General features: G+C 71.1%; 9 protein-coding genes. All 9 read right to left on the reverse strand.

The features are described from left to right. Positions 1 to 59: 59 nt before the first annotated feature. The 9 genes from ACZ56V_RS30100 to ACZ56V_RS30140 all read right to left on the reverse strand — a co-directional run bounded on the left by ACZ56V_RS30100 (position 60) and on the right by ACZ56V_RS30140 (position 13,382). Positions 60 to 3,776: a ThuA domain-containing protein gene (locus tag ACZ56V_RS30100; RefSeq protein WP_468946634.1), complete on the reverse strand. Its 3,717-nt coding sequence runs from the start codon at positions 3,774 to 3,776 to the stop codon at positions 60 to 62. 260 nt (positions 3,777 to 4,036) lie between these two features. Beyond that, the gene (locus ACZ56V_RS30105) at positions 4,037 to 5,035 is read right to left on the reverse strand and encodes a sugar phosphate isomerase/epimerase family protein (RefSeq protein ID WP_468946637.1); all 999 of its coding nucleotides are present in this window, start codon (positions 5,033 to 5,035) and stop codon (positions 4,037 to 4,039) included. A 16-nt stretch (positions 5,036 to 5,051) separates the two neighbouring features. Then, positions 5,052 to 6,344, reverse strand: a complete 1,293-nt coding sequence (locus tag ACZ56V_RS30110; protein WP_356365809.1) for a Gfo/Idh/MocA family protein — start codon at positions 6,342 to 6,344, stop codon at positions 5,052 to 5,054. An 89-nt stretch (positions 6,345 to 6,433) separates the two neighbouring features. Continuing rightward, on the reverse strand, positions 6,434 to 7,480 hold the full coding sequence (locus ACZ56V_RS30115; protein ID WP_468946641.1) for a substrate-binding domain-containing protein: 1,047 nt from the start codon (positions 7,478 to 7,480) through the stop codon (positions 6,434 to 6,436). Between the two features lie 17 nt (positions 7,481 to 7,497). Continuing rightward, positions 7,498 to 8,517 (reverse strand): ABC transporter permease, encoded by a 1,020-nt coding sequence (locus tag ACZ56V_RS30120; RefSeq protein ID WP_226029951.1) that lies wholly within the window; start codon positions 8,515 to 8,517, stop codon positions 7,498 to 7,500. Then, positions 8,514 to 10,031, reverse strand: coding sequence for a sugar ABC transporter ATP-binding protein (locus ACZ56V_RS30125; RefSeq protein ID WP_356365804.1), 1,518 nt, complete (start codon positions 10,029 to 10,031; stop codon positions 8,514 to 8,516). Before ACZ56V_RS30125 ends, ACZ56V_RS30120 begins: the two co-directional genes overlap by 4 nt. Before the next feature lie 149 nt (positions 10,032 to 10,180). After that, positions 10,181 to 11,362 carry an ROK family transcriptional regulator gene (locus ACZ56V_RS30130; RefSeq protein WP_356365802.1) on the reverse strand — a complete coding sequence of 394 codons (1,182 nt, stop codon included), beginning with the start codon at positions 11,360 to 11,362 and terminating at the stop codon, positions 10,181 to 10,183. 263 nt (positions 11,363 to 11,625) lie between these two features. Beyond that, on the reverse strand, positions 11,626 to 12,303 hold the full coding sequence (locus ACZ56V_RS30135) for a GntR family transcriptional regulator (RefSeq protein WP_104634058.1): 678 nt from the start codon (positions 12,301 to 12,303) through the stop codon (positions 11,626 to 11,628). Positions 12,304 to 12,431: 128 nt separating this feature from the next. Continuing rightward, positions 12,432 to 13,382 carry a beta-ketoacyl-ACP synthase III gene (locus ACZ56V_RS30140; protein WP_398916000.1) on the reverse strand — a complete coding sequence of 317 codons (951 nt, stop codon included), beginning with the start codon at positions 13,380 to 13,382 and terminating at the stop codon, positions 12,432 to 12,434. Positions 13,383 to 13,530 lie beyond the last annotated feature (148 nt).

Consider the following 13,530-nt stretch of genomic DNA (forward strand, 5'->3'; position numbering starts at 1 on the left):
GAGGTCCGGCGTCCTCCGCCCGCCGCCGTTCCGGTCGCCCCCTCAGGGGCGGGTTCGCCCTAGGAGGGCAGTTCCTTCAGCTGGATGTTGCGGAAGGAGACCTGGTCGTCGGCGCCGTGGTTCTGGAGGCCGATGTAACCGTCGGTCAGGCTCCGCTCGGGGTCCTTGTTGGTGAAGTCGTTGATCTTGACTCCGTTGAGGAACACCTGGAGGCGTTCGCCCTGGACCTTGATCTCGTAGGAGTTCCACTGGCCGGGCGGCCGCAGAACCTGGTCACGGGCCTTGATGTTCGCCGCCTTGAACGTGTAGATCGCACCGGTGGTGCGGTCCACGGCGTCCGTGGCGTCGATCTGGATCTCGTAGCCCTTGTTCACCGCGGACCAGGGGTCGTCGGAGGCCGGGAAGCCCACGAAGACACCGGAGTTGTCGTCGCCCCGCATCTTCCAGTCGAGCTTGAGGGAGTACGACTTCAGCTCCTTGGCCTGGTACCAGAGCAGGCCCATGCCGCCCTCGGACTCCAGGACGCCGTCCTTGACGTTGAACTTGCCGGGACCGGCCTGCTTCCAGCCTTCCAGGGTCTGGCCGTTGAAGATGTCCCGGTAGCCCTTGGCCGGCTTGCAGTCGGCCTTGGCCTGGCCGGTGGCGTACTGCATGCCGCCGAGCAGGTGGCCGCGGAAGGCCTCGTCCGCGTAGGACTCCTTGGTGTGGCCCATGCCGGTGTAGAAGGAGCGGCCGCCGCCGTAGCTCTGGCACCAGGCGATCGGGTGGTCGCCCTTCATGTTCCCGCCCTGGTAGGTGGTCTCGTCCAGGGTGGCGAGGACCTTGGCCTGCTCACGCGGGTTGGTGCGGTAGTTGTACCACTCGTCGGTGCGCTCCCAGGCGTCGTCCAGGTGCGCGGTGGCCGGGTGGTCGTGGTCCTCGACGCGGACGGTGGCCTTCTGGATGGCCGGGTGCGAGTCGAAGTAGGCGCCGACCAGGCCGCCGTAGAACTCCCAGTCGTACTCGGTGTCGGCGGCGGCGTGGATGCCCAGGTAGCCGCCGCCGTTCTTGACGTAGTTCTCGAACGCCTTCTGCTGGTCGGCGTTGAGGACGTCACCGGTGGTGGACAGGAAGGCGACCGCGTCGTACTTGGCGAGGTTGGCTGTGGTGAACTGTCCGGCCTCCTCGGTCGCGGTCACGGAGATGCCGGCCGGGGTGCCCAGCTCCTTCAGGGCGGCGATGCCCGCCGGGATGGAGTCGTGGCGGAAGCCCGCGGTCTTGGAGAAGACCAGGACCTTCTTGCCGGCCGTGAACGGCTCCTTGGAGAACTCGAAGTCGTCGATGTCGTACAGCGCGCCCTCGCCGCCCTTGAAGACCAGGTAGACGTCGGTGGTCTTCCTGGGCAGGGCCCGCAGCGGCACGTCGACGTTCTGGAAGGTCTCCCAGCTGCCGGTCGGCGGGATGTACGCCGAGCCGTGCAGCGGGCCGGTGGGCGATCCGGTGCGCACCTCGAGGTAACCGCCGGCGCCGCCGGAGGAGGCCCGTACGGTCAGCTTCTTCTGCCCGTCGAACTTGTAGGGGCTGAAGGAGATCCAGTCGCCGTCGTCGATGTTGCCGACGGTCTTGCCGCCGTTGGCGCCGGTCTTGTCGATCGGCGACACGCCCTGCTGGGCGGTGAAGTGCTCGGCCTGGCGGTGCGGCGGCTGGATCACGGTGCGGGCGGTGCCGGTCAGGGCCTCCTGGCCGTTGGCCCCGCCGTCGGTGTAGCTGGCGCCGACGACGCCGTAGATGTTGGCGTTGGGGTCGTGGCCGCCGTCGCCCGGCGGCGGGTTGAGGGTACCCTCACAGCCCATCTCGCTGGTCAGCTCGTGGGCGTGGGAGTCGTGGCCGAGGCTGTAGGCGACCTTGACCTTGGAGCAGTCGATCGTCTCCTCGGGGTCGGTGACCTTCACCTTGAAGGGGATGGGCTCCCCCATGGGAAGAAGGGTGCCGTTGCCGGGGGTCTCGATGACGACCTTGGGCTCGGTGTTGCCGACCACGATCCGGACGCTGGCGTGGCCGGTGTTGCCCTCGGGGTCCTTGGCGGTGAAGGTCGCGGAGTAGGTGCCGACCTTCTTGTACTGGTGGGTCGGAGTGAGGCCCTCGCCCTTGGTGCCGTCGCCGAAGTCCCAGCTGTAGGTGAGGTCCGGGGAGTCGGCGTCCTTGGCGGAGCCGGTGAAGGCCACCTTCAGCCCGGCCGCGCCGGAGGTCTTGTTGGCGCTGACCTCGGCGATCGGGGAGAAGCCGTCCGCGGCGTTCTCGATCCGGTACAGGGCGGAGTCCTTGTCGCCCTGGAACCAGGACAGGCCGTAGTCCAGAACGTAGAGCGCGCCGTCGGGGCCGAACTCCATGTCCATGATCTGGGTGCCGGTCCACGGGAAGTCGTTGATCTTCGAGACCGCGCCGTCCTCGGTCTGCTCGATCCGCTTGATCCAGCGGCGGCCGAACTCGCCGGCGAAGAAGTCGCCGTCGTACTCCTCGGGGAACTTGACCTTGGAGTCGAGGTCCGGGTCGTAGCGGTAGACCGGGCCGCCCATCGGGGACTCGGAGCCGCTGCCGAACTCGGGCACGGAGTCGTCGTCGTACGGGATCCACGCGGCCTGCGCGGGCGGCAGATCGGTGAGGCCGGTGTTGTGCGGGGAGGTGTTCTTCGGGGCCGCGCAGTCGAAGGTCTCGCCGGAGGTCTTGGTGGCGAAGTCGTAGTCGACGTACGGGTCGTTGTCACCGGTGCAGAAGGGCCAGCCGAAGTTGGCGGCCTTGGTGACCTTGGCGAACTCGACCTGTCCCGCCGGGCCGCGCTTCGGGTCGGCGGCACCCGCGTCGGGGCCGTAGTCGCCGACGTAGACCGTGCCGGTCTTCTTGTCGACGCTGATCCGGAACGGGTTGCGGAAGCCCATCGCGTAGATCTCGGGCCGGGTCTTCTCGGTGCCGGGCTCGAAGAGGTTGCCCTCCGGGATGGTGTACGAGCCGTCCTCGGCGACCTTGATGCGCAGCAGCTTGCCGCGCAGGTCGTTGGTGTTGCCCGCGCTGCGCCGGGCGTCGAAGGCCGGGTTGCGGTCCGCGCGCTCGTCGATCGGCGTGTAGCCGTCGGAGGCGAAGGGGTTGGTGTCGTCGCCGGTGGAGAGGTACAGGTTGCCTTCGGCGTCGAAGGCGATGTCGCCGCCGACGTGGCAGCAGGTGCCGCGGGAGGCCGCGACGTCCAGGACCTTCTTCTCGCTGGCCATGTCCAGCGTGCCGTTGGCGTTGAGGACGAAGCGGGAGAGGCGGTTGACGCCGTCGAACTTCTTGAAGTCCTCGGCGGTGCCGTTCTCCGGGGCGTCGCCCGCGGGGGTGTCGAGCGGCGGCGCGTAGTAGAGGTAGATCGCCCGGTTGTTCTCGAAGTCCGGGTCGATGCCTACGCCCTGGAGGCCCTCCTCGTCGTGGTTGTAGACGGGGATCTTGCCGGCGACCTTGGTGACACCGCCCTGGTCGGTCAGGCGCAGTGTGCCGTCGCGGGCGGTGTGCAGGACGCTGCGGTCCGGGAGCACCGCGAGCGACATCGGCTCGCCCATCTCGGGCTCGCCCTTGGCGAGCGGTACCTGCTGGAACTGTCCGTCGGCGGCGGCCGCCGTCTCGTCGTGCTCCGGGTGGCCGGGGTGGGCGCCGGCGACGGTGGCCGGGGTGCCCACGGCCAGCAGCAGGCCGGTGAACAGGGCGAGGGTGGTGCGAAGCCTGGGGCGCCTCGCGGTCGTGGTGCCTTTGAGTCTGGTTCTGTGCACGAAGTCCCTCCGGGAACGGGTGGGCCGTACGGGATGGGTGCGGTGACGTGCGATGCGGGCGCCGGGGTGCGCCGTCACCCCGGAGGCGTGAGTGTCCTGAACACTTCAGGGACGGTAACCGCGTTCTTCCGCGGCCAACACCCCTTGGGCCGAGACCCGTTGAACTTTTTCCCAACTCAGGACAAAGCGGGATACGGGCAGCCCGGACCGGGGACCGGCGGCTGCTCCGGTCCCCGTCCCGACCTGCGCGCAGCGCGCGGTCAGCTGTTGAACGCGGCGTCGAAGGACGTGCTGGGCGGCTCGAAGTCGAAGGCCTTGAGCCGGCTCAGGGCCTCGGGCGCGCCCTGGAGCCGGTCCATGCCGGCGTCCTCCCACTCGACGGAGACGGGTCCCTGGTAGTCGATGGAGCGCAGCATGCGGAACACGTCTTCCCAGGGGACGTCGCCGTGCCCGGCCGACACGAAGTCCCAGCCGCGCCGCGGATCGCCCCACGGCAGGTGCGAGCCGAGCCGTCCGTTGCGGCCGTCGAGGCGCTTGCGGGCCTCCTTGCAGTCGACGTGGTAGACGCGGTCGCGGAAGTCCCACAGGAACCCGACGGGGTCGAGGTCCTGCCACACGAAGTGCGAGGGGTCGAAGTTCAGGCCGAACGCGGGCCGGTGGTCGACCGCCTCCAGGGCGCGCTGCGTGGTCCAGTAGTCGTAGGCGATCTCGCTGGGGTGCACCTCGTGGGCGAACCGCACGCCCTCGGCGTCGAAGACGTCGAGGATCGGGTTCCAGCGGTCCGCGAAGTCCTGGTAGCCGCGCTCGATCATCGACTCGGGGGCGGGCGGGAACATGGCCACCAGGTGCCAGATCGCCGAGCCGGTGAAGCCGATGACGGTGTCGACGCCGAGGCGGGCGGCGGCACGTGCGGTGTCCTTGATCTCGGCCGCGGCGCGCTGCCGTACGCCCTCCGCGTCGCCGTCGCCCCAGATGCGCGCGGGCAGGATCGCCTCGTGGCGTTCGTCGATGATGGCGTCGCAGACGGCCTGGCCGACCAGGTGGTTGGACACGGCCCAGCACTTGAGGCCGTACTTGTCGAGCAGCTGGTGCCGGGATTCGACGTAGGAGGGGTCGGCCAGGGCCTTGTCGACCTCGAAGTGGTCGCCCCAGCAGGCGAGTTCCAGGCCGTCGTAGCCGAAGTCGCGGGCGAGGCGGCAGACCTCCTCCAGCGGCAGGTCCGCCCACTGTCCGGTGAAGAGCGTGAAGTTGCGTGGCATGTCGCTGCCGGCCTCCTCAGGGCATGATCGGGGTGTAGACGGAGTTCTTCTCGGCGCTCTCCTCCACGGCCGCCAGCACGCGCTGCACCTGCAGCCCGTCGGCGAAGGAGGGTTCGGGCCCGCGGCCCTCGGCGACGGCGTGGACGAGATCGCGCGCCTGGTGCACGAAGGTGTGCTCGTAGCCGAGTCCGTGGCCCGGCGGCCACCAGGCGTCCAGGTAGGGGTGTTCGGGTTCGGTGACGAGGATGCGGCGGAAGCCCGCGTGCTCCCCCGGCTCGGTGCCGTCGTGGTACTCCAGCTCGTTGAGCCGTTCCAGGTCGAAGGCGAGGGAGCCGCGCTCGCCGTTGAGTTCGATGCGCAGGGCGTTCTTGCGGCCGGTGGCGTACCGGGTGGCCTCGAAGGAGACCAGGGCGCCGGAGGTGAGGCGGCCGGTGAACACGGCGGCGTCGTCCACGGTGACCTGTCCCGTCACCCCGTCCGCCGAGCCCGCGGACAGCCCCCGGGAGGCGCCGGCGGGCAGCGGGCGTTCCCGTACGAAGGTCTCGGTGAGCGCGGAGACGCCCGCGATCCGCTCCCCCGACAGGTACTGGGCGAGGTCGACGATGTGGGCGCCGAGGTCGCCGAGCGCCCCCGATCCGGCCAGCTCCTTGCGCAGCCGCCAGGTGAGCGGGGCCTTCGGGTCGACCAGCCAGTCCTGGAGGTAGGTCACCCGCAGGTGCCGCAGCCGGCCGACGCGGCCCTCGGCGACCATCCGCCGGGCCAGCGCGGTGGCCGGCACCCGGCGGTAGTTGAAGCCGACCATCGCCAGCTGCCCGCGCGCCCCGGCCGCCTCGGCGGCACGGGTCATCTCCTGCGCCTCCTCGACGGTGTTGGCCAGCGGCTTCTCGCACAGGACGTGTTTCCCGGCGGCGAGCGCGGCCAGCGCGATCTCGGCGTGGCTGTCGCCCGGGGTGCAAATGTCGACGAGGTCGATGTCGTCCCGTTCGACCAGGGTCCGCCAGTCGGTCTCGGTGCTCGCCCAGCCGTGCCGGTCGGCCGCGAGGCGGACGGCGTCGGCGTCCCGCCCGCAGATCGCGGCCAGTACCGGGTTCAACGGCAGGTCGAAGACGCGGCCGGCGGTGCGCCAGCCCTGGGAGTGGGCGGCACCCATGAAGGCGTAGCCGACCATGCCGACGCGCAGGGGCGGTCTGGTCGCGGACGCCCCCGTCGCCGCCCCGGCCCCGGCGTCGGTCCCGGTATCGGTCCCGCTGTCGGTCCCGGCGGCTGCCTCCTCGGCGCCGGCCCCCTCGGGCTGCTGCGGCTGTCCCATGCGGATGTCCTCCTCGTCGTGGTGGCGCGGTGGGGGTGGGCCCCGCCCCGGCGGACCGGCTGGTCAGGCCGCCGCCGGGGCGGCGCCCGTCACTTGAAGCCGGTGGACATGTACTGGTCGACGTTGTCCTTGTCGACGACGGCCGAGTAGCAGGTGACGGTCGAGGGGATCTCGAACTCGGCGAGGCCGCTGACGCCCTTGCCCTGGCCGAGCGCGCGGGCCAGGTCGATCGCGGAGGCGGCCATGGTCGGCGGGTAGAGCACCGTCGCCTTCAGGACGCCGCGGTCGGCCTTGATGGCCTCGAAGGCGGAGAGCGCGCCCGCGCCGCCGACCATCAGGAAGTCGTCGCGGCCGGCCTGCTCGATGGCGCGCAGGGCGCCCACGCCCTGGTCGTCGTCGTGGTTCCACAGGGCGTCGAAGTCCGACTGGGCCTGGAGCAGCTGGGCCATCTTGGCCTGGCCGGACTCGACGGTGAACTCGGCGGCCTGGCGGGCCACCTTCTTGATGTTCGGGTAGTTCTTCAGTCCGTCGTCGAAGCCCTGGGTGCGCTGCTGAGTCAGTTCCAGGTTGTCGATTCCGGCCAGTTCTATGACCTTCGCGTTCGGCTTGTCCTTGAGCTTCTCGCCGATGTAATGGGCGGCGTTCAGGCCCATGCCGTAGTTGTCGCCGCCGACCCAGCAGCGGTACGCCTGGGGGCTGTTGAAGATGCGGTCCAGGTTGATGACGGGGATGCCGGCCCGCATCGCCTTCAGGCCGACCTGGGTGAGCGCCTTGCCGTCGGCGGGCAGCACCACCAGGACGTCGACCTTCTTGTTGATGAGGGTCTCGATCTGACCGATCTGCTGCGCGGTGTCGTTGGACCCCTCGGTGACCTCGAGGGTGACCTCCGGGTACTTCTCCGCGCGCTTCTTGGCCTGGTCGTTGATGGCGTTGAGCCAGCCGTGGTCGGCCTGCGGTCCCGCGTAGCCGATGGTGATCGGCTTGCCGGGCTTGTCGTCCGCGGCCGGCTGGGTGTCCGCGGCGGCCTTGTCGTCGCCGTTGTCGGGGTCGTTGCTGGTGCACCCCGTGAGGACGGCACCGGCGGACACGGCGGCGGCTCCGAAGAGCAGCCCTCTGCGACTCGTGAGCTTCGTCATGACGGTGAACCCTTTCCTCAATGCGTGCTTGCGGTACGGCGCTGGACCAGCACGGCGGCGACGATGATCGCGCCCTTGGCGATCTGCTGCACGTCGGTCTGCAGGTTGTTCAGGGCGAAGATGTTGGTGATCGTGGTGAAGATCAGGACGCCCAGCACGGAGCCGAGGATGTGGCCCCGGCCGCCGGTCAGCAGGGTTCCGCCGATGATCGCGGCGGCGATGGCGTCGAGTTCGTAGAGGTTGCCGTTGGTGTTCTGGCCGGAGCCGGCCAGGACGATCAGCAGGAAGGCCGCGATGCCGCAGCACAGCCCGGACAGCAGGTAGAGGTAGAGCCGCTGGCGGCGGACGTCGATGCCGGCGAGACGGGCGGCCTCCGCGTTGCCGCCGACGGCGACGGTGCGCCGCCCGAAGGTGGTCCGGTTGAGCACCAGCCAGCCGATGACGGTGACGGCCGCGAACACCAGGACCAGCGGCGGGATGCCGAGGACGTAGGCGTCGCGTTCGCCGAGGTCCAGGACGCTGGAGACGGTGACGACCTGGGTGCGGCCGTCGGTGATCTGGAGCGCGAGGCCGCGGGCCGAGGCCAGCATGGCGAGGGTGGCGATGAACGGGACCATCTGGCCGAAGGCGATGAGCACCCCGTTGACCAGGCCGCAGCCCACTCCCACCACGATCGCGGTGAACAGGATGCCGAAGAACCCGTACTCCTGGGTGGCGACCGTGGTCGCCCACACCGAGGCGAGGGCGACGATGGCACCGACCGACAGGTCGATGCCGCCAGAGACGATGACGAAGGTCATGCCGACGGTGACGACGCCGATCACGGACGCCTGGGTGAGCACCAGCTGGAGGTTGCGGGTGTCGAGGAACGAGTCGGGCTGGGTGATGCCGCCGATGAGGACCAGTACGGCGAGCACGCCGAGCAGGGTGAGGGTGCGGACGTCGGCGCGGCCCAGCCGGACCCGCCAGGCGGGAGGAGCGTCCACGGGTGCCGCCTTGCCGGTGCCGTCCCGCGGCGGGGACACGTGCTGCGTCATGACGCCGGACTTCCTTCCATCACGAGGTCGAGTACGCGGTGTTCGTCGAGTTCGCGGGCGGGGGCCTCGTGCACGACGCGGCCCTCGCGCAGTACCAGTACGCGGTCGGCGAGACCCAGTACCTCGGGCACCTCGCTGGAGACCAGCAGGACGGCCAGGCCCTCGTCGGCCAGACGCCGGATGACGGCGTACAGCTCGGCGCGGGCGCCGACGTCGACGCCGCGGGTGGGTTCGTCGAGCAGCAGGACCCGGCAGCCGCGCAGCAGCCAGCGGGCGAGCACCGCCTTCTGCTGGTTGCCGCCGGAGAGGGTGCGCACGGGCACCGACGGGTTGTCGGGCCGCAGCGACAGCTCGCGGGTGGCCTCGCGGGCCGCGCCGAGTTCGGCACCGCGGTCGATCCAGCCGCCGCGCGAGAAGCGGGACATGGCGGAGACCGACACGTTGCGGGTGACGGACTCCAGCATCAGCAGGGCCTGGGCCTTGCGTTCCTCGGGGGCCAGCCCGAGCCCGGCGCGCACCGCGGCGCGCACGCTGCCCGGCCTGAGCGGTCGCCCGTCGACGAGGACCTGGCCGGCGCTCGCCTTCCGGGCTCCGTAGACCGTCTCCAGGATCTCGGACCGGCCGGAGCCGACGAGCCCCGCGAGTCCGACGATCTCGCCGGGGCGCACCTCCAGGTCGAGCGGGGCGAACTCGCCCTGCCGGGCCAGTCCCCGGACGCTCAGCACGGGTTCGCCCGCGGGCGGTGCGGTGGGCCGGTCCGGGAAGACGTACTCGACGTTGCGTCCCGTCATCAGCGCCACCACCTCGCGGGTGGGCGTGGACTCGGCGGGCAGACCGCGGGCCACCGCCCGGCCGTCCTTGAGGACGGTGACCCGGTCGCCGATGCGGCGGATCTCCTCCAGGCGGTGCGAGATGTAGACGACGGCGACTCCGTCGGCGGTGAGGTCGGCGACGATGCGGAAGAGGTTGTCGACCTCGTCCGGGTCGAGCGCGGCGGACGGCTCGTCCATCACGATCAGCCGTACGTCGTGCGAGAGCGCCCGTGCCATCGACACGATCTGCTGCTGCGCCGCCGACAGGTCGCCGACCAGCCGCCCCGGGTCGACCTCGGGGTGCCCGAGCCGCTTGAGCAGCGCGGCCGTCGACGCCTTGGCCGCCCTGCCCCGTACGACGAAGCCGGCGGCGGTCGGCTCGTGTCCGAGGTGGACGTTCTCGGCGACCGACAGGTGCTCGACCAGGTCGAGTTCCTGGTAGATGGTGGCGATGCCCAGTCGCATGGCCGCGATGGGCGAGCGCAGGGTGACCTCCTCGCCGCGCCAGCGGATGGTGCCGGTGTCGGGCTGGTGGGCGCCGGCCAGCACCTTGATGAGGGTGGACTTCCCGGCGCCGTTCTGGCCGAGGAGGCAGTGCACCTCACCGGCCTGGACGTCGAGGTCGACGCCGTCCAGGGCCCGGACTCCGGGGAACGACTTGGTGATGCCGGACATGCTGAGCAGCGGTGGTTCTGGTGCCATGTGAGGTCCCCTCGGCGGGCGTGCGGGCCGGTGTCAGGGCAGAGCAGAGCAGGGCGTGGCGGATGGGGGCGTGACGGAACGGGACGGTACGGAGCAGGACAGGGCTGGGCAGAGCGCTGTGCTGGTGGAGCTCGTGAACCGAACGGTGGTTACGCGGGTGAGAACAGGTGGTCGCTGATCAGCCGGGCCGCGCCGATGACTCCGGCGGTGGGTCCCAGCTCCCCGAGGACGATGGGCAGGTTGCCGGTCGCCAGGGGCAGCGACTGGCGGTAGACCTGGGTGCGGATCGCGGCGAGCAGGTTGTGGCCGAGGCCGGTCACCCCACCGCCGATCACCACCAGGCCCGGGTTGAAGAAGCTGACCAGGCCGGCGATGACCTGGCCGGTGCTGCGGCCGCCCTCCCTGATCAGGTCCAGCGCGGTGGCGTCGCCCGCGGCGGCCGCGGCGGCGACGTCGGCGGCGCTGAGGCCCCCGTTCGCCTCCAGCCGGTTCGCGAGCTCGGCCGACTGGCCCTGCTGGGCGGCCTCCGTGGCGTCGCGGGCCAGGGCCGCGCCGCTGAAGTGGGCCTCCAGACAGCCACGGTTGCCGCAGGCGCACGGGCGTCCCTCGGGCACGGCCTGGATGTGCCCGATGTCGCCCGCGCTGCCCGTGGTCCCGCGGTAGACCTCCCCGCCGACGACGATGCCGCAGCCGATGCCGGTGCCGATCTTGACGACGAGGAAGTCGTGCTGGGTGCGGGCGACGCCCGCGTGCTGCTCGCCCAGCGCCATCAGGTTCACGTCGTTGTCGACCATGACCGGGCAGCCGAGTTCCTGGCTGAGTGCCTCCCGTACGGGGAAACCGTCCCAGCCCGGCATGATCGGCGGAGCCACCGGCACGCCCTCGGGGAAGCGGACCGGCCCCGGGACGCCGATGCCGGCGCCGTCGAAGCCCTCCGCGAGCCCGGAGGCGCGCAGTTTGGCGGCCATGGACAGCACCTGCTCGAAGACCGCGACCGGGCCCTCGCGCACGTCCATGGGCTGGTTGATGTGCCCGAGGATCTCCAGCTCGGCGTTGGTGACGGCGACGTCGACCGAGGTCGCGCCGATGTCGACGCCGAGGAAGCGCAGTTCGGGGTTGAGGCGGACGTTGTGGCTGCGGCGCCCGCCGCGCGAGGCGGCGAGTCCGTCGGCCACGACGAGACCGGTCTCCAGCAGCCGGTCCACCTCGACGGCCAGTTTGGACCTGGAGAGGTCGACCTGGTCGCCCAGCTGGGCGCGGGAGTTGGGCCCGCCGTCGCGCAACAGCTGGAGCAGTCGCGCTTGGTGGGCGTTCGCGGGTCGTGCGGTCATGCGTCTCACGAGCCCCTCCCCGCCTCAATCGGCCTTGAGTCCGCCGGTTTCCGGCCACGTCCCTGGCTTGCTCCCGTGGCGTGCTTTCGGAGGGAACGTAGCAGCGGGCGCCGGGTGTGGGAAGAAGTCACGCATGAATTGCTGCGAACTTTCTCCTCTGAGTGGACAAAGAAGTGCGCGGTATCCGACGGCCCCGGACACGGCGAGGCCGCCCGGCCGAGGTGCCGGACGGCCTGTGAACGCGTCCCGAGCGGACGCTGACCTCAGGATTCTCCGCGCTCGTGGTACGAGCGGCGGGTGTGCTCGGTGTGCTCGCGCATCAGCCGGGTCGCCGCCTGCTCGTCCCGTTCGGTGATGGCGGCGATCAGCTTGCGGTGCTCGATCCAGGACTGACGGCCGCGCTGCCGGGCGACCGGGGTGTAGTACCAGCGGACCCTGCGGTCGACCTGCGCGGCGAGTTCGGCCAGGACCGCGTTGCCCGCCAGCTCCATGACCTTGCCGTGGAAGCGGGCGTTGACGGCGACGGTGGCGTCCACGTCCTCGGCGGCGACGGCACGCTCCCCCTCCTCGCACAGCTCCTCCAGGGCGGCGATGCCGGCACTGGAGGCGTTGGCCGCGGCGAGCCGGGCCGCCTCGGCCTCCAGGAGCGTGCGCACCGTCAGGAGCTGGTCCGCCTCCTCCTCCGTCGGCTCGTGCACGAACGCCCCCTGCGCGGGGCGCAGATCGACCCAGCCCTCGGTGTTGAGCCGCTGCAGTGCCTCGCGCACCGGCTGCCTCGACACCCCGAGGTGACCGGCGAGTTCGCTCTCGACGAGGTGCTGGCCGGGCCGCAGGGCCCGGGTGGTGATGAGTTCGAGCAGCGCCTCGTAGACACGGTCCCGCAGCGGGCCGGGCCGTTCGAGCCTGGGCACCGCGCCCTGCGGCAGTCCTGCGGACAACATCGGTCCCCCCTCGACGGCCGGAACACAACCAGTACGCGAAGTATTGATTGTCTTTCGTCTACAGTCTACGGCGCGCTCGGCCGCGGGACCGGGGTGTAGGCCACCTCACATCGAGGGTGCCGGGGTCTTCAGGGGCAGCGGACGACCTGTCCGGCGTAGGAGAGGTTGCCGCCGAAGCCGAAGAGCAGCACCGGGTCGCCGGTGGTGATCTCGCCCCGCTCCACCAGCTTGGACAGCGCGAGCGGGATGCTCGCCGCGGAGGTGTTGCCGGACTCGACGACGTCGCGGGCGACCACGGCGTTGACGGCACCGATCTTCGCGGCGAGGGGTTCGATGATGCGCAGGTTGGCCTGGTGCAGGACGACCGCGGCGAGGTCGGCCGGTTCGAGGCCGGACCGCTCGCAGGCCCGGCGCGCGATGGCGGGCAGCTTGGTGGTCGCCCAGCGGTAGACGCTCTGTCCCTCCTGCGCGAACCGCGGCGGCGTTCCCTCGATGCGGACCGCGTTGCCCATCTCGGGCACCGACCCCCACAGCACGGGGCCGATCCCCGCCTCCTCGCCGGGCGCGCAGGCCTCGACGACGGCGGCCCCCGCCCCGTCACCGACCAGTACACAGGTGGTGCGGTCGGTCCAGTCGACGACCTCGGTCATCTTGTCCGCGCCGACGACCAGTGCCCGGGTCGAGGAGCCGGCCTGTACGGCGTGGTCGGCGGTGGCCAGGGCGTGGGTGAAGCCGGCGCACACCACGTTGAGGTCCAGCGCGGCGGGGCCGGGGATGCCGAGGCGGGCGGCGACGCGGGCCGCGGTGTTCGGGGAGCGGTCGATCGCGGTGGAGGTGGCGACCACGACCAGGTCCACGTCGGCGGGGGTCAGCCCGGCCGCCGCGAGCGCCTTCGCGGCGGCGTGGCCGGCCAGCTCGTCGACCGGCTCGTCGGGTCCGGCGATCCGGCGCGAACGAATGCCCACCCGGCTCCTGATCCACTCGTCGCTGGTGTCGACCATGCCCGCCAGGTCCTCGTTGGTGAGGATCCGGGCGGGCTGGTAGTGGCCGACGGCGGTGATGCGGGAGCCGTGGTGCATGGGTGGAGTCCTCGCTGCCTCGGGGTACGGGATCCACCAGTGTGATCAGTGACCGACGGGTACGGCGGCAGGTGATACGACAGGAAACCGCGGTCCGGCTTGTCGGCTTCGGTCAGCATCCTCCGCCGCCCCCGGCCGTCCCGCCCGC

The organism is Streptomyces sp. NPDC034099 (assembly GCF_055575415.1).